Genomic DNA, 20794 nt, shown 5'->3' with positions numbered 1-20794 from the left:
CTGCGTACGGCGAAAGTGGTGGAGCCAAGCGGGATCGAACCGCTGACCTCCTGCGTGCAAGGCAGGCGCTCTCCCAGCTGAGCTATGGCCCCGTATTCTACGGCTGAACCATGTAATGGTAGGTCTGGGCAGATTTGAACTGCCGACCTCACCCTTATCAGGGGTGCGCTCTAACCAACTGAGCTACAGACCTATAACAGGGTCGCGTTACAGCATCGTCTTTTACAATGAATCAAGCAATTCGTGTGGGAGCTCATCAGCAGGCTGATGTCGTCGATTAAGGAGGTGATCCAGCCGCAGGTTCCCCTACGGCTACCTTGTTACGACTTCACCCCAGTCATGAATCACACCGTGGTAACCGTCCCCCCGAAGGTTAGACTAGCTACTTCTGGTGCAACCCACTCCCATGGTGTGACGGGCGGTGTGTACAAGGCCCGGGAACGTATTCACCGCGACATTCTGATTCGCGATTACTAGCGATTCCGACTTCACGCAGTCGAGTTGCAGACTGCGATCCGGACTACGATCGGTTTTGTGAGATTAGCTCCACCTCGCGGCTTGGCAACCCTCTGTACCGACCATTGTAGCACGTGTGTAGCCCAGGCCGTAAGGGCCATGATGACTTGACGTCATCCCCACCTTCCTCCGGTTTGTCACCGGCAGTCTCCTTAGAGTGCCCACCATAACGTGCTGGTAACTAAGGACAAGGGTTGCGCTCGTTACGGGACTTAACCCAACATCTCACGACACGAGCTGACGACAGCCATGCAGCACCTGTGTCAGAGTTCCCGAAGGCACCAATCCATCTCTGGAAAGTTCTCTGCATGTCAAGGCCTGGTAAGGTTCTTCGCGTTGCTTCGAATTAAACCACATGCTCCACCGCTTGTGCGGGCCCCCGTCAATTCATTTGAGTTTTAACCTTGCGGCCGTACTCCCCAGGCGGTCAACTTAATGCGTTAGCTGCGCCACTAAAATCTCAAGGATTCCAACGGCTAGTTGACATCGTTTACGGCGTGGACTACCAGGGTATCTAATCCTGTTTGCTCCCCACGCTTTCGCACCTCAGTGTCAGTATCAGTCCAGGTGGTCGCCTTCGCCACTGGTGTTCCTTCCTATATCTACGCATTTCACCGCTACACAGGAAATTCCACCACCCTCTACCGTACTCTAGCTTGCCAGTTTTGGATGCAGTTCCCAGGTTGAGCCCGGGGCTTTCACATCCAACTTAACAAACCACCTACGCGCGCTTTACGCCCAGTAATTCCGATTAACGCTTGCACCCTCTGTATTACCGCGGCTGCTGGCACAGAGTTAGCCGGTGCTTATTCTGTCGGTAACGTCAAAACAGCAAGGTATTAGCTTACTGCCCTTCCTCCCAACTTAAAGTGCTTTACAATCCGAAGACCTTCTTCACACACGCGGCATGGCTGGATCAGGCTTTCGCCCATTGTCCAATATTCCCCACTGCTGCCTCCCGTAGGAGTCTGGACCGTGTCTCAGTTCCAGTGTGACTGATCATCCTCTCAGACCAGTTACGGATCGTCGCCTTGGTGAGCCATTACCCCACCAACTAGCTAATCCGACCTAGGCTCATCTGATAGCGCAAGGCCCGAAGGTCCCCTGCTTTCTCCCGTAGGACGTATGCGGTATTAGCGTTCCTTTCGAAACGTTGTCCCCCACTACCAGGCAGATTCCTAGGCATTACTCACCCGTCCGCCGCTGAATCAAGGAGCAAGCTCCCGTCATCCGCTCGACTTGCATGTGTTAGGCCTGCCGCCAGCGTTCAATCTGAGCCATGATCAAACTCTTCAGTTCAATACTGCTTGGGTTTTTAAGAAACCCTAAACTTGGCTCAGCAATCTCAAATGACTATGTGATTTCTCGCATGGCCACTTGTGATGCTGATAATCTTTTTGACTATCAGTCCGTACTCACAAGCACCCACACGAATTGCTTGATTCGATTTGTTAAAGAGCGTTGGTTAAGAGCTTTTCATCTCAACCGAGGCGCGCATTCTACGCTTTCCTCAGAGCCTGTCAAGCGTTTATTTTGAAGTTTTTTGCGAGAAACTCGTTTAGCTTCAAACACTTGGCTCGCTGCGATCTCTCGTAGCGGGAGGCGAATCATACAGCACTCAGAAGCGCTGTCAACCATCATCTCAACCGCTTTCGATCATTCGATCGTAGCCCTTTCAGCTTTTGCCTTAACTACTTAACTCATTGAATCTCAAGAAGTTTTTCGTTCCGATGTCGCTGGAAGTGGGGCGCATTATAAGGGGATTCGAGAGGGCGTCAACCTTTAATTTCAAGAAATTGAAATATAAGGGGAAAGACCGTATCGGGGCTGCCAAGTGTTCGCCACGACAGTTTCAGCGCCTGTGAGATCGAGCGCCGCCCGCGCGGCGCTTCGCGGGTAAACCCGCTCCTACGTTTGTTTCGGGCCAGTCCCTCCTGTGCCAGGCGCGCGCGACCGCCTTGTTTGTTCGACGCGATATCGAGACAGGCACCAAAGCGTTCGCGCGCGAATCTCACAGGCATAATTGGCCGGAAACAAACGTAGGAGCGGGTTTACCCGCGAAGCGCCGCGCGGGCGGCGCTCGATCTCATAGGCGGTGAATGTCTCAAGCCGGACGCGCGCGGCGCTCGATCTCACAGGCGCTGCAGGGGTTATGGCAGACACATCTCACCGCCAAAACCACCTCAAGACATACCCACCACACCTCCCCCTACAACAGCAACAACCAACCCCCAAAAACAAAGCGGGGAGGCCTGACGGCCTCCCCGCTTCATCTACTTCCCTTACAGGCTAGGGAATGCAAACTGCGACGCTTCATGGCTGGCCCGCTGCGGCCACCGCTGGGTAATGGCCTTACGACGGGTATAGAAGCGCACACCATCCGGGCCATAGGCATGCAGGTCACCAAACAGCGAACGCTTCCAGCCACCAAAGCTGTGGTAGGCCACCGGCACCGGCAGCGGTACGTTCACACCCACCATACCCACTTCGATCTCGTCGCAGAACAGACGGGCCGCTTCACCGTCACGGGTAAAGATGCAGGTGCCGTTGCCATACTCGTGATCGTTGATCAGCTGCATGGCCTGCTCCAGGCTATTCACACGGACCACGCACAGCACCGGGCCAAAGATCTCCTCTTTATAGATGCGCATCTCCGGGGTCACATTGTCGAACAGGGTGCCACCTACAAAGTAGCCATCTTCATTACCCGCCACACGGAAGCCACGGCCATCCACCACCAGCTTGGCGCCAGCAGCAACACCGTCATCGATGTAACCCACGACCTTGTCACGCGCTGCCGCAGTCACCAGCGGGCCCATGTCCAGGCCGCACGAGGTGCCGGCACCAATCTTCAGCGCCTTGATCTGTGGCTCCAGCTTGGCAATCAGGGCGTCAGCCACTTGGTCGCCCACGCACACGGCTACCGAAATGGCCATGCAACGCTCGCCACACGAGCCGTAAGCCGCGCCCATCAGTGCACTGACTGCGTTGTCCAGGTCGGCATCCGGCATCAGCACCGCGTGGTTCTTCGCGCCCCCCAGGGCTTGTACACGCTTGCCACGCTTGGTGCCTTCGGCATAGATGTACTCGGCGATCGGGGTCGAACCCACGAAGCTCAGTGCTTTGACTTCCGGCGCTTCGATCAGCGCATCCACCGCTTCCTTGTCACCGTGCACGACGTTGAGGATGCCCTTCGGCAGGCCGGCTTCCAGCAGCAACTGGGCAATGTACAGGGTCGAGCTCGGGTCACGCTCGGAAGGCTTGAGGATGAAAGCGTTGCCGCAGGCGATGGCCAGCGGGTACATCCACAGCGGCACCATGGCCGGGAAGTTGAATGGGGTGATACCGGCAACCACGCCCAGCGGCTGGAAGTCGGACCAGGCGTCGATGTTCGGACCGACGTTACGGCTGTACTCCCCCTTCAGCACTTCTGGGGCTGCACACGCAAACTCGACGTTCTCGATACCACGCTTCAGTTCGCCGGCGGCGTCTTCCAGGGTCTTGCCGTGCTCTTCGCTGATCATCTGCGAAATCTTGGCTTCGTTCTGCTCCAGCAGTTGCTTGAAGCGGAACATCACCTGGGCGCGCTTGGCCGGAGGGGTGTTGCGCCAGGCCGGGAAGGCTGCCTTGGCCGAGTCGATCGCTTCCTGCACGGTTGCGCGGCTGGCCAGTTCGACCTTGCGAACGGCCTGGCCAGTGGACGGGTTGAAGACATCGGCGGTGCGCTCACCCTTGGTAACCAGTTCGCCGTGAATCAGGTGCTGAACAATGCTCATGCAAAACTCCAGATAAACAAAGGAGAGCCAGGCGCACGCTGCGGGCGCCTGGCATCAATATCGGAAAGATCAGTCGATCAGGTTCAGGGTTTCGCCTACCGCATCGAACAGGAGGTCCAGTTCCTGCGGCTTGGTATTGAAGGTTGGGCCGAACTGCAGGGTGTCGCCACCAAAGCGTACATAGAAGCCGGCTTTCCACAGCTTCATGGCCGCTTCGTATGGGCGAACGATGGCATCACCGTCACGGGCGGCGATCTGGATGGCGCCGGCCAGGCCGTAGTTACGGATATCGACGATATTCTTGGTGCCCTTCACGCCGTGCAGCAGCTTCTCGAAATGCGGCGCCAGTTCAGCCGCGGACTGCACCAGGTTTTCCTTCTGCAGCAGGTCCAGCGCGGCGAGACCGGCGGCACAGGCTACCGGGTGCGCCGAGTAGGTGTAGCCGTGTGGGAATTCCACGGCGTATTCCGGGGTCGGCTGGTTCATGAAGGTCTGGTAGATCTCGCTGCTGGCAATCACTGCGCCCATCGGGATGGCGCCGTTGGTCACCTGCTTGGCGATGCACATCAGGTCCGGGGTAACGCCGAAGGCTTCCGAGCCGGTCATCGCACCCATGCGGCCGAAGCCAGTGATCACTTCGTCGAAGATCAGCAGAATGTTGTGCTGGGTGCAGATTTCACGCAGGCGCTTCAGGTAACCCTTTGGCGGCGGCAGCACACCGGCCGAACCGGCCAGCGGCTCGACGATGACTGCTGCGATGTTGGAGGCATCGTGCAGCTCGATCAGCTTGAGCATTTCGTCAGCCAGCGCGATACCGCCCTCTTCCGGCAAGCCTTTCGAGAAGGCATTCACCGGCAATACAGTGTGAGGCAGGTGGTCGACGTCCAGCAGTTGGCCAAACATCTTGCGGTTACCGTTGACGCCACCCAGGCTGGTACCCGCGATGTTCACGCCATGGTAACCACGGGCACGGCCGATGATCTTGGTCTTGGTTGCCTGGCCTTTCAGGCGCCAGTAGGCACGCACCATCTTCAGTGCGGTATCGGCGCACTCGGAACCGGAGTTGGTATAGAAGACGTGATTCAGATTGCCCGGAACCAGCTCGGCGATCTTTTCCGCCAACTGGAACGACAGCGGGTGGCCGAACTGGAACGCTGGGGAGTAGTCCAGCGTACTCAGTTGACGGGTCACCGCGTCGGCGATTTCCTTGCGAGTGTGCCCTGCGCCGCAGGTCCACAGGCCGGACAGGGCGTCGAAGATCTTGCGCCCGTGGTCATCGATCAGGTAGTTGCCTTCGGCCGCCACGATCAGGCGTGGGTCGCGCTGGAAGTTGCGGTTGGCGGTGTAGGGCATCCAGTGGGCGTCCAGCTTGAGCTGGCTGGCGATACCGGCAGGACCAGTTTCGGGCATGTTCATCGGCGGTTCCTCGGAAGACGATTAGGCAACGATGGATGTTGTTGCAGCTAAATTGGCACGGCGATAGAGTCTGAAAAAGCCTACATTTCTAACCTTCAGACAGGCCGTGACTAAACTAATGAGCCGACGCCCCGATCCACTCGCCCAAGTCAGCGATTTCGACATCCGCCTGCTGAAGATCTATCGCAGCGTCGTCGAGTGCGGTGGCTTCTCGGCTGCCGAAAACGTACTGGGCATTGGTCGCTCGGCCATCAGCCAGCAGATGAACGACCTCGAGCAACGCCTTGGCCTGCGCCTGTGTCAGCGCGGCCGCGCCGGTTTCTCGCTGACGGAGGAAGGCCGCGAGGTCTACCATTCAGCCCTGCAACTGCTCAGCGCGCTGGAAAGCTTCCGCACCGAGGTCAACGGCCTGCACCAGCATTTGCGCGGCGAGCTGAACATCGGCCTGACCGACAATCTGGTGACCCTGCCGCACATGCGTATCACCCATGCCCTGGCGGAACTCAAGGATCGGGGCCCTGATGTGCGCATCCAGATCCGCATGATCGCCCCCAGCCAGGTCGAGCACGGCGTGCTCGACGGCAGCCTGCACGTTGGCGTCGTACCACAGACCAGCCCGTTATCGGGGCTTGAGTATCAACCGTTGTACAGCGAACGCTCGCTGCTGTACTGCGCGGTTGGCCACCCGCTGTTCTACGCCGACGACCAGCAGATAGACGACGAGCGCCTCAACAGCCAGGAAGCCATCACCCCCACCTTCCGCCTGCCGGCCGACATCCAGGCGCACTACCAGGCGCTGAATTGCACAGCCAGTGCTTCTGACCGCGAGGGCATGGCGTTTCTCATCCTTACCGGGCGCTATATCGGCTACCTGCCCGACCACTACGCCATGTTCTGGGTGCAGCAAGGCCGTTTGCGTGCGCTCAAACCCAAGGAGCGTTTTTATGACCTGAGCCTGAGCTGGGTTACCCGCAAAGGCCGGCGCCCCAACCTGGTGTTGGAAAGCTTCCTCGAAAGCCTGGCTGCGACACGTTGATGCCTGTCTGTGCCGCAAACGCTTGTCACTTCGGCACAGGCAGGTAATCTTGTCCCACAGCCGCAGCCACTGCACCGTACGGAATCGTCCATGACCCTAGAAGTCCCTGCGCATCGCCTCTCCGCCTCGGGCAAGCCCGCGGGCCGTATCCGCCAGAAGAACGAACAGGCCATTATCCAGGCCGCCGAAGATGAATTCGCCCGCCATGGTTTCAAGGGCACCAGCATGAACACCATCGCCCTCAAGGCGGGGTTGCCCAAGGCTAACCTGCATTACTACTTCACCAACAAGCTGGGCCTGTACATCGCCGTGCTCAGCAACATCATCGAGTTGTGGGACAGCACCTTCAACGCCTTGAGCGTCGATGACGACCCCGGTGAAGCCCTGAGCCAGTACATCCGCACCAAGATGGAGTTCTCCCGGCGCAACCCGCAAGCTTCGCGCATTTTCGCCATGGAAGTGATCAGCGGTGGCACCTGCCTGACCGAATACTTCAGTGCCGACTACCGCGAATGGTTCCGCGGCCGTGCTGCGGTATTCCAGGCCTGGATCGAAGCAGGCAAGATGGACCCGGTCGACCCCGTACACCTGATCTTCCTGCTCTGGGGCAGCACCCAGCACTACGCTGACTTCGCCACCCAGATTTGCCAGGTGACTGGCCGCAGCCGCCTGACCAAGCAGGACATGGAAGACGCGAGCAACAACCTTATCCACATCATTCTGAAGGGCTGCGGCATCAAGCCGGCTGCCTGACCGTCCTTTATGCCTTCTACCCTGCTCGACCTCTGCGAATACCGCGAGGAAATCCGCAAAAGCCGCTTCATCACCCTCGCCGGGCCGATCAGCAGCGCCGCCGAAGCGATGAGTTTCATCGAACGTCACAGCGACCTGGCCGCTACCCACAACTGCTGGGCCTGGAAACTCGGCGCGCAGTACCGCAGCAGTGACGACGGCGAACCCGGCGGCACCGCAGGGCGGCCGATCCTGGCAGCCATCGAAGCGCAGGACTGCGATCAGGTGGTGGTGCTGGTGATCCGTTGGTACGGCGGCATCCAGCTGGGTACCGGCGGCCTGGCCAGGGCTTATGGCGGCGGCGCCAACAAGTGCCTGCAACAGGCGCCCAAACGCCTGCTGGTGCAGCGCAGCCATTTCAGCTGCAGTTGCAGTTTCAGCGAGCTGGCGCTGGTGAAGCTGCGTCTGGCCGAGGTTGACGGCCTGGTCCTGGATGAACAGTTCACCGCCAATGGTGTGGACCTGGTGATTGCCCTCGGTGACGCCCACCTGGCGCCATTGCAACAGCAACTGGCGGACCTGAGCCGCGGGCGCATTTTGCTCGAAGCACGCTGAACATTGCCCACAACAACTGTGGGCCTGCCTGTGGATAAGCTTGGGGCACTCTCTTGCAGGCTAGTGATTTCGAGGCCCCCAGAGCTTTGATCATATTTTGATCACTATTTGATGACAGTCGTAAACTGCTGAATGTGCGCGACTTATCCCCAGCGAACCGCCCATCCAAGCCGCCCCCCCCTTGCTCACCTTGCACACAATAACTGTGGACCAGCTTGTGGATAACCCGTGCGCCAACGGGCGAAGCGCCCGGCCCCACAAGGCCCAGACAAAACTGACCATTTTTTAACCAGACGCAAACCAGGCACGCGTATTCGCCGTGACGTATGCTCAATTCCTTTCTCCTACACCGATAAAGGAATGTTCCTATGGCTAATTCAAGAACTGCCCTCATCATCGGCGCCTCGCGCGGGCTTGGCCTGGGTTTGGTACAACGCCTGCACGAAGACGGCTGGCACATCACTGCCACCGTCCGTAACCCGCAGCAGCCCGGCGGCCTGGCGAACGTCCCCGGCGTGCGCATCGAGCAGCTGGAAATGACCGACACCGTTCAGCTCGACAGCCTGCAGCAACGCCTGCAAGGCCAGGTGTTCGACCTGATATTCGTCAACGCCGGGGTCATGGGCCCCCTGCCGCAAGACCTGGAGGCAGTACACAACAGCGACATTGGCGATCTGTTCATGACCAACGCCGTGGCGCCGATACGCGTGGCTCGCCGCCTGGTGGGTCAAATACGCGAAGGCAGTGGTGTGCTGGCCTTCATGAGCTCGATCCTGGGAAGCGTCACCATCCCCGACGGTGGCGAAATCTGCCTGTACAAGGCCAGCAAGGCGGCACTGAACTCGATGATCAACAGCTTCTTTGTTGAGCAGCAGCGCCCGGACCTGTGCGTGCTGGCCATGCACCCGGGTTGGGTGAAAACCGACATGGGTGGCGAAAACGCCGATATCGATGTGCTCACCAGCACCCGCGGCATGATCGAACAGATCAAGGCTCAAAGCGGCAAGGGCGGCCTGCGCTTCATCAACTACAAGGGCGAGCCCTTGGTCTGGTGATTCACCAGGTCGCAGCCCGGCTGGGCGCATTGCCCGGCCGGCCCCTGTAGAATGGCCGCAACCGTACCTGATTGAGATGAACCACTATGTATGACTGGTTGAACGCCCTGCCCAAGGCCGAACTGCACCTGCACCTGGAAGGCTCACTGGAGCCCGAGTTGCTGTTCGCCCTGGCCGAGCGCAACAAGATCGCCTTGCCCTGGGCCGATGTGGAGACCTTGCGCGGTGCCTATGCCTTCAACAACCTGCAGGAGTTCCTCGACCTGTATTACCAGGGCGCCGACGTGCTGCGCACCGAGCAGGACTTCTACGACCTGACCTGGGCCTACCTGCAACGCTGCAAGGCCCAGAACGTGATCCACACCGAACCCTTCTTCGACCCGCAGACCCACACCGACCGCGGCATTGCTTTCGAAGTGGTGCTCAACGGCATCAGCCAGGCGCTCAAGGATGGCCGCGAACAACTGGGCATCAGCAGCGGCCTGATCCTCAGCTTCCTGCGCCACCTCAGCGAGGATGAAGCGCACAAGACCCTCGATCAGGCCTTGCCGTTCCGCGATGCGTTCATTGCCGTAGGCCTGGACAGCTCGGAGATGGGCCACCCGCCCAGCAAGTTCCAGCGGGTGTTCGACCGCGCCCGTAGCGAAGGCTTCGTCGCCGTTGCCCATGCTGGCGAAGAAGGCCCGCCCGAGTACATCTGGGAAGCCCTCGACCTGCTGAAGATCAAACGTATCGACCATGGCGTGCGCGCCATCGAGGACGAGCGCCTGATGCAGCGCATCATCGACGAGCAGATCCCGCTCACGGTGTGCCCGCTGTCCAACACCAAGCTATGCGTGTTCGACCACATGAGCCAGCACAACATCCTCGACATGCTCGAGCGTGGTGTGAAAGTCACGGTCAACTCGGACGACCCGGCCTACTTCGGTGGCTACGTCACGGAGAACTTCCACGCTCTGCATACCCACTTGGGCATGACCGAAGACCAGGCTCGTCGCCTGGCGCAGAACAGCCTGGACGCACGGCTGGTTTGAGTAGCATGACGACGTTGCGCTCAACCGACCTGCAACGTCGCCACGCGGGCTATGCGATTGATCTGCTGGATACCCAGCGCCGAAATATGCAGTGCCCGTGAGTCCTCTATCTCGCGCATCCAGCCAGATTGCAGGAACAACCTGAACAAGGCCTGACCCAGTACGCCACCCAGATGCGGGCCTTGGTCATTCCATTCGGTGCAGCGGCAGATCACGCAACCTCGTTGCTGGTGTGGCGCCAGGGCATCGATGTACACCCCGACCAAGGCCAACTGCGCCCGCCCCTCGTCACTGACCCTCAAGTGCCGTCCGCTGCCTTCCAACCAGCCAGCCACCACCATGCGATGATACAGCTCACTGGCCAACTCCCCACCCAGGTGATCGCCACAACGGCGCGCCCGGCGCATCGACAGCGGCAGCGACGATACCGGCGCTTCGGCACGCTCTCCCCTGGCGCTTTCCAGCTGTACGCTGGCCAAGGCCTCTACCGCCGCTCCGACCTGCGGGGTAGCCAGGCAGAAGTAACGTTTGCGGCCCCTGGCTTCATGCCTGAGCAAACCGGCCGACGACAGCAGCGAAAGATGTGCGCAGGCTGATGATGAAGTCAGGCCAGTCATTATCGCGAGCTCATTGGCCAACCGTGGTGTGCCATCGATCAATGCCCACAACATGGCACTGCGCTTGGGGTCGGCCATCAGGCTGGCAATTTGGCTGATACTGCTGGCTGCGTTCATGTCCTTGTAACTCCCTGCAAGTTCACGGTGGGGATGCGATGGCCAACCCTGCCAGGGAAGCGCCTCTCGCTGGCACTGGCCTGGCTCGCCAGTATAAGCCGCAGAAAAACGCCGGTCAGACGACCAGGTGCCGTCGTACTCATGACGAAAAACCACTGGGTATGCCTACCCATGGCAAGCAGCGAAGCGGCTTCGAAAACGCCCCGGAACCAAGTCAACCAAGGCACCGGTACGCCCACACAAACGCGCTGAAACATCTTGATGAAAACAAACTTGCAGCCATTTCAGATGTGGCCCACAGCAACCTTCCACAAATAGCGCGAAACAAAGCGAAGGTTCTGCGGGTTTGCGGGCATTGCGCCCAAAGTAGGAAACACCACCAGGGAAATGCGCACACTTACCGTCAGTCAGGACGCTGAAGCCGTGTCATGGCAGGCTGGCGGGCCAGCGCTACACTTGAGCGGCTCCCCTTCCTGGAGGTATGCAGCGATGAAAATTATCGTAAGTGCGTCGAGCCGAAACCCCGCCTGCCCTTGGCAAGTCCAGCTCGATCAGCATGTGGTCAGTTTCCGCAGCGAGGCTGAGGCGCGCGCCTTCGTCGCCACGCTGGAAACCCGGCTGCAGGCACCTCACCCGCTCATGCGGGAGCCTTGGCCTGCAGACGCCGGGTCAACAGCGCGACACTGACCACCAGCGCCCCGCACAGGCTGATCACGATTGCCATTGGCACCGCACTGCCATCATGCAGCAGCCCGACCAGCGCCGCAGCACCCGCAGCTACGCTGAACTGCACGCAGCCCATCAGTGCCGACGCGCTGCCGGCACGCGCGCCCTGTCCACTCATGGCGCAGGCCGAAGCATTGGGAATGATGCAACCAAGGCTGGCGATGCAGATGAACAGCGGCACCAGTAGCGGCCACAATTGCGCAGGGCGCAACGCCGCCACGCCCAACAGCACCAGGCCCGCAACCAGATACAGCCACACCGCACGGCCCAGCAGGAAGGCCGGCCCGCGTTTGGCCAGCAGGCGGGCGTTCACCTGCGCCACCAGAATAAAACCTGCGGCGTTGGTACCGAACAGCCAGCCGTAGTGCTCAGCGGGCACGCCATACAGTTTGATGAACACGAAAGGTGAACCGGCGATATAGGCGAACATGCCGGCAATGGCGATACCGCCGGTCAGGGCATGGCCGAGGAAAACCCGGTCAGCCAGCAGCCGCAGGTATTGGCGTAAAGCGCCAGATAGCGGTTGGCGGGGTATATGCTCGGGCAGGCTTTCCGGCAGGCCCAGGCTTACCGCAAGCAGGCAGCCAGCACTGAACAGGCTCAGAGCAAGGAAGATCGACTGCCAGCCGGCCAGGTTCACCAGCACCCCACCCAGCATCGGTGCCAGGATCGGCGCCAAGCCCATGACCAGCATCAGTTGCGAAAACACTTTGGCTGAAGCTACCGGGTCGCACTTGTCGCTGACGATGGCCCGCGAAAGCACCATGCCGGCACAACCACCCAGTGCCTGGATGAAACGCGCCACCACCAAGGTATCGAGGTTGGGGGCGTAGGCACAGGCCAGTGATGCCAGGGTGAACAGCGTAACGCCGAACATCAGCGGTTTGCGTCGGCCAAAGCGGTCGGCAACCGGCCCATAGGCCAACTGCCCGATAGACAGGCCCAGGAAGTAGGCGGCCAACGTGGCCTGGACGTGTTTTTCATCGGTGGCGAACGCTTGCGCCATGGCCGGAAAGGCTGGCAGGTAGAAGTCGATCGCCAAGGGCCCGAACGCACTGAGTGCGCCCAGGATGAGCACCATTCGCAGGTTCATCAGGAATCCATAGCAGGCTAAGCAAGTGACTGATTCTACCTGCTGTGGACCCTGTCAATGTGAAAAGATTTGCAACACTGTTAGCCCCGGAGGGAGCAATCAGGTCTTCAGGCGAGTTCAGCCTGATACCCCTCATCCCGAATCGCAGTGAGGATCTGCTCCTGCGCCAACTCGCTCTGCACACGCACCTGTTTGCCCGCCAGATCAACTTCCACCCTGGCTGCCGCATCCTGCTCCTGCACCGCGCGGGTCACGGCTTTCACGCAATGGCCGCAGGTCATGCCTTGCACATTGAACACTTGCATGGGGGTTACCTCCTTCAGGTTTTTCACAAGTCTCAAGCTTGCCATCAGGGCAAGGTCAAGCCCTGCCTGCAACGCCCGGGGTGGAAATCCGCGTCCGCGTCGGCCAAGCTGCGCCTTTGACGATCAGGCAAGCAGGAGATTTTTCATGTTCAGGGCAGCATTGGGCGTCGTCGGGCTCTTGGGCGCGCTGGCTGTGGTGCCACCGGCATTCGCCGAGGGCAACTCGGCCTACAGCGTACTGATCATTTCCCGGGAGCGCCTGGAAGTGGCCACCAGTTGCGAAATCGGCGTGTACCTCAACGACCAGCTTTCCGGGCGCGTTTTCCAGGAGCAGTCCACCTCGTTCAACCTGCCGCCTGGCCCGGTGGATGTGCGCCTGCGCCTGCTGCCTGGGCAAATGCCGGGTTGCGCCGCAGGTATAGAGGACCAGCGCAGCACGCGTTTGAATCTGCAGGCGGGCCAGATCAACAAATACCGCATCGCCATGGGGCAATATGGGCTGGAGTTGAAACGAGCCGACCTGGGCTATTGACCTTGCCTGCGTGGCAAGGTTGATGCTGGAGACCTGTCCAAGGAGGAGAGCCATGCCCGCATCCACCACATACGACCTGCCGATCTCCGGCATGACCTGCGCCAGCTGTGCTGGCCGGGTCGAGCGCGCCCTGCGCAAGGTCACCGGCGCTGAACAGGTCAGCGTAAACCTCACCACTGAAAAAGCTCGGGTTCTGGCCCCGCCTGCCAGCCTGCCAGCCTTGGTCGAAGCCGTGCGCGAGGCCGGTTACGGGGTACCAACCCGCACCCTCGAACTGCAGATAGGCGGCATGACCTGCGCCAGTTGTGTCGGCCGAGTAGAGCGCGCCCTGGGCAAATTGGCCGGGGTCGAGCAGGTCAGCGTCAACTTGGCCAGCGAACGCGCGCACCTCGAAGTGCTTGCCGCCCTTGATGACAACCTGCTGATCGACGCTGTGCAGAAGGCAGGCTACAGCGCCAGCCTGCCGCAATCGACCAAGGACGACCAAAGCGCTGTCCAGCGCCGCCTGCGCAACGAGCGCCTGGCAGTCGGTGCAGCCTTGCTGTTGGCCCTGCCGCTGGTATTACCCATGCTGGTACAACCGTTCGGCTTGCACTGGATGCTACCCGCCTGGGCGCAGTTCCTGCTGGCCACACCCGTGCAGTTCATTCTCGGTGCCCGCTTCTACATTGCAGCCTGGAAGGCCGTGCGCGCCGGCGCCGGCAACATGGACCTGCTGGTGGCCCTGGGCACCAGCGCTGGTTATGGCCTGAGCCTGTACCAATGGGCACAGGCTCCCGCCGGCATGGCTCCGCACCTGTACTTCGAAGCCTCAGCCGTGGTGATTGCCCTGGTATTGCTGGGCAAGTACCTGGAAAGCCGCGCCAAACGCCAGACCGCCAGTGCCATCCGAGCCCTCGAAGCCCTGCGCCCGGAACGCGCCCTGCGCGTGGTCGACGGCGTGGAAGAGGACGTGGCCATCGCCCACTTGCGCGTGGGCGACCTGGTACTGGTCAAGCCCGGCGAACGCTTCCCGGTCGACGGCGTGGTCGAAGACGGCAGCAGCCATGCCGATGAGGCCCTGATCAGCGGCGAGAGCCTGCCAGTGCCCAAGCAACCCGGCGACAGCGTCACCGGTGGCGCCATCAATGGCGAAGGCCGGCTGCTGGTGCGTACCCAGGCACTGGGCACCGAGACCGTGCTGGCGCGCATCATCCGCCTGGTGGAAGACGCCCAGGCCGCCAAAGCGCCGATCCAGAAGCTGGTCGACCGTGTCAGCCAGGTGTTCGTCCCGGCCGTGCTGGTACTGGCGCTGATCACCCTGATTGGCTGGTGGCTGGCTGGGGTACCGCTGGAAACCGCGCTGATCAACGCCGTCGCCGTGCTGGTCATCGCCTGCCCCTGCGCCCTCGGCCTGGCCACGCCCGCCGCGATCATGGCCGGCACCGGGGTCGCCGCCCGCCACGGCATCCTGATCAAGGATGCCGAAGCCCTGGAGCGTGCCCATGCGGTCAACCGCGTAGTGTTCGACAAAACCGGCACCCTCACCTCCGGCAGCCCGCGGGTGGTTCACAGCCAGGCGCTGGACGGCAACAGCGCCGACCTTCACCGCCTGGCCGGCGCCCTGCAGCGTGGGAGTGAACACCCGCTGGCCAAGGCGGTGCTGGTGGCCTGTGCAGAGCAAGGGCTGGACGTGCCAACCGTTGCCGACAGCCAGTCGCTGACCGGGCGCGGCATTGCCGGTCGCGTTGAGGGCCGTGAACTGGCGCTGGGCAACCGCCGACTGCTTGACGAAAGCGGTCTGCAGCCCGGCGAGTTGGCCGCCCAGGCTCTGGCCTGGGAAGCTGAAGGGCGCACACTGTCGTGGCTGATCGAGCGCGGCAAGCAACCGAGAGTGGTGGGCCTGTTCGCCTTTGGTGACAGCCTCAAGCCTGGCGCCGCGCAGGCCATCGAAACCCTGCACGCCCAACACATCAGCAGCTACCTGCTGACCGGTGACAACCGTGGCAGCGCCAACGTGGTTGCCGAGGCACTGGGCATCGACGATGTGCACGCCGAAGTGCTACCGGCCGACAAGGCCGCGACCGTGGCCGCGCTCAAGCAGGATGGGGTGGTCGCCATGGTTGGCGATGGCATCAACGATGCACCGGCGCTGGCCGCGGCCGACATCGGCATTGCCATGGGTGGCGGTACCGACGTGGCCATGCAGGCCGCCGGCATCACCCTGATGCGTGGCGACCCGCGCCTGGTGCCCGCCGCGCTGGAAATCAGCCGCAAGACCTACGCGAAGATCCGCCAGAACCTGTTCTGGGCCTTCATCTACAACCTGATCGGCATTCCACTCGCCGCGCTGGGTTACCTCAACCCGGTCCTGGCAGGTGCCGCCATGGCCCTGTCCAGTGTCAGCGTCGTCAGCAATGCACTGTGGCTTAAAACGTGGAAACCCACCAGCAGCACCCAGGAGGCGCCATGAACATCGGCCAGGCCGCCCGCCGCAGCGGGCTCAGCACCAAGATGATCCGTTACTACGAGTCCATCGGCCTGCTCAAACCCGCCACTCGCAGCGACAGCGGCTACCGCCTGTACCAGGCGCAAGACTTGCACAACCTGGCCTTCATCAAACGCTCCCGCGACCTGGGCTTTTCCCTCGAGGAGGTCGGCAAGTTGCTGACCTTGTGGCAGGACCGCCAACGTGCCAGCGCCGATGTGAAGGCGCTGGCCATGCACCACATCGATGAACTGAACCGGCGTATCGAGGAGCTGGTGAGCCTGCGCGACACCCTCGGCGAGCTGGTTTCGCACTGTCAGGGTGACGACCGCCCGGACTGCCCGATCCTCAAAGACCTGGCCAATGGTGCTGCAGGCAGCTGCTGTCACTGAGCTGCCACGAGCGTTTGGCATGCCATAAATGTCCAAACACGACCGATTAGTCACCAACCACGACTTTATCCAATAAATACGGGCGTTTTGGCTTCATAAAACCCGGATGCTGCCGATGTAGATGCTACCTGCCTCGTGTGTCGAAAATAACAATTCCGGGAGCGTCGATGAGCATCAAACAGAAATTGACCTGGGCATTCGCGGTCATCGCCGGCTTGCCCATCGTTCTGGTGGCCACCCTGGTGGTCATCAACCTGCGCGGCGAAGCCCGCGACGGATTCCTCGACAGCAGCAGCCGGGAAATCCGCCAGGTCAGCAATGCGATGAACATCTTCTTCCAGGGGATCAACCAGAACGTCGAGTACATGGCTTCCCAGCCAATGGTTGCCGCCACGGGCAGCGAGCTGAACAAGTACATGAGCGCAACCCCGTCTTACGAACTGGGCGAGCAGGCCAGCAAAATTCTCGACTTCATGACTCGCCTGGCCAACTCACATCCCGCCTACGCCTACCTGTCCTACGGGGTGAGTGACGGCGGCTACACCGGCTGGCCGGCCGGCCAGAAGTTTGTCAATTATGACCCACGCACCCGCCCCTGGTACCAACTTGCCATGGCCAACCCTGGCAAGACACTGCGTACCGGCGCCTACTACTGGGCCGCCGACGATGCGGTGCTGGTCAGCACCGTGCGCACCGTGGCCAACCAGCTAGGCAACCCCGGCGGCGTGGTCAACATCGACGTGTCGCTCAAGGGCCTGACCGAGATCGTCAAGCAGATCAAACTGGGCGAAAGCGGCTACCTGATGCTGGTGGAAAGCAACGGCAACGTGATGGTCGACCCGCGCGATGCCACACACAATTTCAAGCAGCTGGGAAGCTTTGGCGACGGCTATGCCAAGCTGGCCAAAGCCGGCAAAGGCCTGGTCGAGGTCGAACTCAATGGCGTGCACTACATGGCCAACGTCTACCCCGACCAGCAGCTGGGCTGGACCTTCATCGGCCTGATCGAACAAAGCGAAGTGATGCAGACCACCACCCGGCTCACCTGGCTGATCGGTGTCATCGCTGTGGTGTTGGCCGCGCTGTTCGCGGTGGTCGGTGCGGCCTTCGCCAAACTGATCGTGCGCCCGATCAACAGCGTCACCAATGGCCTGGAAGACATTGCCCAAGGTGAGGGTGACCTGACCCGCAACCTGGAAATCCGCGGCCGCGACGAAACCGCGCAACTGGCCAACTGGTTCAACCAGTTCCTCGGTGCCATTCGCAGCCTGATCCAGCACATCGGCACTGCTGCCAGCAAGATCCTCAGCACGTCCAGCAGCTCGACCCGCGTCTCCAGCGACATGGCCGAGGCGGCCGGCCGCCAGCGCGAAGCCGTGGACATGGTTTCCACCGCATTCCACGAAATGGTCGCCACCGCCAATGAAGTGGCACGGTCCTGCAGCCAGGCGGCGCAGTCGGCCGACAGCGGCCAGCAGCAGGCCCGCGAAGGGCAGCAGCAGATCGATGCGGCGGTACACAGCGTTGATCGCCTGAGCCACGAAATCGAGCAATCGGCCCAGTCGATCCAACAGCTGGAGCGTGACAGCAACGCCATTCAGTCGATCCTCGGCACCATCCGTTCGATTGCCGAACAGACCAACCTGCTGGCCCTGAACGCCGCCATCGAAGCGGCCCGTGCCGGTGAACAGGGCCGCGGCTTTGCCGTGGTGGCCGACGAAGTGCGGGCGCTGGCCAAGCGTACTGCCGACTCCACCGCCGAAATCGACGGTTTGCTGGGCAACCTGGCCAGCCGTACCGCCGAAGTGGCCGAGCAGATGCACGCCAGCCTGGAAGTGTCGCAGCAGTCGGTCAGCCGCATTGGCCTGGCCCGCGACAGCTTCGGGCAGATCCGTGAGTCGGTGGACGTGATCCGCGACATGAACACCCAGATCGCCACGGCCGCCGAAGAGCAGCATCAGGTGGCTGAGGACATCAACCGGCACATCAGCCAGATTCACGGGGATGCGCAGTTGGTGGCCGAGCTGGCCCAGGCGGCGCGCCAGGACTCCGAGAGCCTGGCTGGGCTGTCCAATGAGCTGGATACGCTGGTGCGCAGGTTCCGCACCTGATGATGCATGGCCTGTGCCGGCCCTTTTCGCGGGTGGTAACGCGCCCTCCGTAGGCGCGGGTTTACCGCGAAGAGGCCGGCACAAGTAACCCTGAACTAAAGCTTCAACTCCCCCGGTGTCGCGCCAAACAGCTGCTTGAATGCCGCAATGTAGGCCGAGGTGGAGTCATACCCACACCCCAGCGCCGCCTCGGTCACATTCTCCCCCGCCTCCAGCAACGCCAGCGACGACAACAGCCGCATGCGCTGGCGCCAATTACGAAAGCTCAAGCCGGTCTCCCGTTGAAACAGCCGCATCAGCGTCTTCTCCGAACACCCCAGCTCCCGCGCCCACTGCTGCAAGGTCTGCGGCTGGTCTGGTGCAGCGATCAAGCCATTGCACAGCGCCAGCAAACCAGGGTGGCGGGGCAACGGCAGCGAAAAACCGACTTCCGGCAAGGTGCGCAACTGATCGAGCAGCACTGCCACCAGACGCGATTCGGCGCTGTCGTCCTCTGGGTAATCTGCCGGGAACAGGCAGAACTGCTTGATCAGCTCGCGCGCCAGCGGCGTGACTTCCAGCACTCGGCATTGTTCCGGCGCCCATGGGCAGGCATCGCGGCGCACATACAGGCTGCGCATCTCGGCTTGCATCGAGGTGACCACTTCATGCTCGGCATCGGCAGGGATCCACACCCCCCACTGCGGTGGGGCAAAGTAACTGCCGTCGCGTGTGTACACGCCAAGTACACCGCTGATGGCGTAGGAGAACTGCACCCAGTCGTGCTGGTGGCGGGTAGTCCACGAACCGGCGCCAAGGCTTTCGGCACGGGCGTAGAGCGGTCTGGGCAGGTGTTCCAGCGCGGGGATAGCGCGGGGGTGTCCGATGATCGGCATGGTATTTTCTTTTAGTTCTGACCAGACAAGCCTAACAGCTGGATCATGATCGAGGCACTCGCCGCCTCTGCCGTTACCCTGGAGGTGCTTCAACGCTCGACGATAACGGTCACCCCCTGCCCGCCTGCCGCACAGATCGAAATCAGCCCGCGCCCCTTACCCGCCGTCGCCAACAGCTTGGCCAGGTTGGCCAATATCCGCCCACCGGTTGCCGCAAACGGGTGCCCGGCCGCCAGCGAACTGCCCCTGACATTGAGTTTGCTGCGGTCGATCGCGCCAAGCGGCGCCTCCAGGCCCAACCGCTCACGGCAGTAATCGGCATATTCCCAGGCCTTGAGCGTGCACAGCACCTGGGCCGCAAAGGCTTCGTGGATTTCGTAGTAGTCAAAGTCCTGCAGCGTCAGGCCATTGCGTGCCAGCAAGCGCGGCACGGCATACACCGGCGCCATCAACAACCCTTCGCGCCCCGTGACAAAATCCACCGCGGCGGTTTCGCCATCCACCAGATAGGCAAGCACCTGCAACCCCTGCTGCTGCGCCCACGCCTCGCTGCCCAACAGCACCAGCGAAGCACCATCGGTCAACGGCGTGGAATTACCCGCCGTCAACGTGCCCTGCCCGCTGCGGTCAAAGGCTGGTTTGAGTCCGGCCAACTGCTCAAGGCTCAGGTCGGGGCGCAGGTTGTTGTCCCGTGCCAGCGAAAGAAACGGCGTCAACAGGTCGTCCTGCCAACCCTCGGCATAGGCAGCGGCCAGCTTCTGGTGGCTAAGCAGCGCCAATTCGTCCTGCTCGGCGCGGCCAACGCGCCAGGTGTGGGCCATGCGCTCGCAATGCTCGCCCATCGACAACCCCGTACGCGGCTCGCTATTGCGTGGCAGCTCGGGTTTCAGGTGATGAGGCCGCAGCTTGAGGAAGGGCTTTAACCGTTCGCCAAGGCTTTTGCCACGGTTGGCCTGCAGCAATATATGGCGCAAGCCTTCGTTGACGGCGATCGGCGCATCGGAGGTGCTATCGACACCGCCTGCAATACCGCAGTCGATCTGCCCCAGGGCAATCTTGTTGGCTACCAGCAGCGCAGCCTCCAGCCCGGTACCGCAGGCCTGCTGGATGTCATAGGCCGGGGTCTGCGGTGACAGGCGCGAACCCAACACGCACTCGCGGGTCAGGTTCATGTCGCGCGAGTGCTTGAGCACGGCACCGGCCACCACCTCGCCCAACCGCAGCCCGTGCAGGCGATAGCGTTCGATCAAGCCTTCAAGCGCGGCCGTGAGCATCGCCTGGTTGCTGGCTGTAGCGTAGGCGCCATTGGAGCGGGCGAAAGGGATCCGGTTGCCGCCCAGGATCGCGACCCGGCGAGTTGAACGCATGCGCGTGTTCCT

General features: G+C 61.4%; 17 protein-coding genes, 2 tRNA genes, 1 rRNA gene and 1 pseudogene. 11 read left to right on the top strand and 10 right to left on the bottom strand.

The window, feature by feature from the left end:
- Positions 1-16: 16 nt before the first annotated feature.
- From AC3RCM_RS03395 to aptA, 5 genes are all read right to left on the bottom strand, one after another.
- Positions 17-92: transfer RNA gene (locus AC3RCM_RS03395), tRNA-Ala, on the bottom strand.
- Between the two features lie 24 nt (positions 93-116).
- Positions 117-193: transfer RNA gene (locus tag AC3RCM_RS03390), tRNA-Ile, on the bottom strand.
- A gap of 85 nt (positions 194-278) precedes the next feature.
- A 16S ribosomal RNA gene (locus tag AC3RCM_RS03385) occupies positions 279-1815 on the bottom strand.
- Between the two features lie 983 nt (positions 1816-2798).
- Positions 2799-4292, bottom strand: coding sequence for a CoA-acylating methylmalonate-semialdehyde dehydrogenase (locus AC3RCM_RS03380; protein WP_064493232.1), 1494 nt, complete (start codon positions 4290-4292; stop codon positions 2799-2801).
- A gap of 69 nt (positions 4293-4361) precedes the next feature.
- Entirely contained in the window at positions 4362-5708 is a 1347-nt protein-coding gene (aptA, locus tag AC3RCM_RS03375) for an omega-aminotransferase AptA (RefSeq protein WP_064493233.1), read from the bottom strand.
- 118 nt (positions 5709-5826) lie between these two features.
- On the opposite strand from aptA, the gene AC3RCM_RS03370 reads away from it, so the two are divergent.
- The 5 genes from AC3RCM_RS03370 to AC3RCM_RS03350 all read left to right on the top strand — a co-directional run bounded on the left by AC3RCM_RS03370 (position 5827) and on the right by AC3RCM_RS03350 (position 10180).
- Positions 5827-6744 carry a LysR family transcriptional regulator gene (locus AC3RCM_RS03370; RefSeq protein ID WP_014755221.1) on the top strand — a complete coding sequence of 306 codons (918 nt, stop codon included), beginning with the start codon at positions 5827-5829 and terminating at the stop codon, positions 6742-6744.
- 90 nt (positions 6745-6834) lie between these two features.
- Entirely contained in the window at positions 6835-7497 is a 663-nt protein-coding gene (locus AC3RCM_RS03365) for a TetR/AcrR family transcriptional regulator (RefSeq protein ID WP_003255279.1), read from the top strand.
- 9 nt (positions 7498-7506) lie between these two features.
- Positions 7507-8091 carry an IMPACT family protein gene (locus AC3RCM_RS03360; RefSeq protein ID WP_010951864.1) on the top strand — a complete coding sequence of 195 codons (585 nt, stop codon included), beginning with the start codon at positions 7507-7509 and terminating at the stop codon, positions 8089-8091.
- A 368-nt stretch (positions 8092-8459) separates the two neighbouring features.
- Positions 8460-9146 (top strand): SDR family oxidoreductase, encoded by a 687-nt coding sequence (locus tag AC3RCM_RS03355; RefSeq protein ID WP_492629372.1) that lies wholly within the window; start codon positions 8460-8462, stop codon positions 9144-9146.
- A gap of 86 nt (positions 9147-9232) precedes the next feature.
- Positions 9233-10180, top strand: coding sequence for an adenosine deaminase (locus AC3RCM_RS03350; protein WP_003255282.1), 948 nt, complete (start codon positions 9233-9235; stop codon positions 10178-10180).
- Positions 10181-10200: 20 nt separating this feature from the next.
- Here the strand turns inward: AC3RCM_RS03350 and AC3RCM_RS03345 are convergent, their stop codons facing one another.
- Positions 10201-10914 carry an ArsR/SmtB family transcription factor gene (locus AC3RCM_RS03345; protein WP_004576993.1) on the bottom strand — a complete coding sequence of 238 codons (714 nt, stop codon included), beginning with the start codon at positions 10912-10914 and terminating at the stop codon, positions 10201-10203.
- Between the two features lie 489 nt (positions 10915-11403).
- Between AC3RCM_RS03345 and AC3RCM_RS03340 the strand changes: the two genes are divergently transcribed.
- Positions 11404-11601, top strand: a complete 198-nt coding sequence (locus AC3RCM_RS03340) for a hypothetical protein (protein WP_080574868.1) — start codon at positions 11404-11406, stop codon at positions 11599-11601.
- Here the strand turns inward: AC3RCM_RS03340 and AC3RCM_RS03335 are convergent.
- The gene (locus AC3RCM_RS03335) at positions 11552-12733 is read right to left on the bottom strand and encodes a multidrug effflux MFS transporter (protein WP_003255285.1); all 1182 of its coding nucleotides are present in this window, start codon (positions 12731-12733) and stop codon (positions 11552-11554) included. The genes AC3RCM_RS03340 and AC3RCM_RS03335 overlap by 50 nt on opposite strands.
- A 107-nt stretch (positions 12734-12840) precedes the next feature.
- Positions 12841-13038: a heavy-metal-associated domain-containing protein gene (locus AC3RCM_RS03330; RefSeq protein ID WP_014589568.1), complete on the bottom strand. Its 198-nt coding sequence runs from the start codon at positions 13036-13038 to the stop codon at positions 12841-12843.
- Between the two features lie 145 nt (positions 13039-13183).
- Here AC3RCM_RS03330 and AC3RCM_RS03325 point away from each other — a divergent pair, with 145 nt between their 5' ends.
- From AC3RCM_RS03325 to AC3RCM_RS03305, 5 genes and pseudogenes are all read left to right on the top strand, one after another.
- Complete coding sequence (locus AC3RCM_RS03325; RefSeq protein WP_003255287.1) at positions 13184-13570, top strand: hypothetical protein; 387 nt, start codon at positions 13184-13186, stop codon at positions 13568-13570.
- A 52-nt stretch (positions 13571-13622) separates the two neighbouring features.
- On the top strand, positions 13623-16022 hold the full coding sequence (locus AC3RCM_RS03320; protein WP_492629371.1) for a heavy metal translocating P-type ATPase: 2400 nt from the start codon (positions 13623-13625) through the stop codon (positions 16020-16022).
- Positions 16019-16429: a Cu(I)-responsive transcriptional regulator gene (cueR, locus tag AC3RCM_RS03315; RefSeq protein ID WP_004576995.1), complete on the top strand. Its 411-nt coding sequence runs from the start codon at positions 16019-16021 to the stop codon at positions 16427-16429. Before AC3RCM_RS03320 ends, cueR begins: the two co-directional genes overlap by 4 nt.
- A 167-nt stretch (positions 16430-16596) precedes the next feature.
- Positions 16597-17634 (top strand): annotated as a pseudogene (locus AC3RCM_RS03310) (cache domain-containing protein); the annotation flags it as partial.
- A gap of 138 nt (positions 17635-17772) precedes the next feature.
- Positions 17773-18540, top strand: a complete 768-nt coding sequence (locus tag AC3RCM_RS03305) for a methyl-accepting chemotaxis protein (RefSeq protein WP_370688781.1) — start codon at positions 17773-17775, stop codon at positions 18538-18540.
- Positions 18541-18635: 95 nt separating this feature from the next.
- On the opposite strand, the gene AC3RCM_RS03300 is transcribed toward AC3RCM_RS03305, so the two are convergent.
- Positions 18636-19415: an AraC family transcriptional regulator gene (locus AC3RCM_RS03300; protein WP_003255291.1), complete on the bottom strand. Its 780-nt coding sequence runs from the start codon at positions 19413-19415 to the stop codon at positions 18636-18638.
- Between the two features lie 89 nt (positions 19416-19504).
- Positions 19505-20782, bottom strand: a complete 1278-nt coding sequence (locus tag AC3RCM_RS03295; protein ID WP_492629370.1) for an acetyl-CoA C-acetyltransferase — start codon at positions 20780-20782, stop codon at positions 19505-19507.
- Positions 20783-20794: the final 12 nt, after the last annotated feature.

It is taken from the genome of Pseudomonas sp. GW823-FHT05G12, from assembly GCF_058795575.1.
The sequence above is the reverse complement of the archived record's forward strand: the minus strand, read 5'-3'. Positions and strand labels throughout refer to the sequence as shown.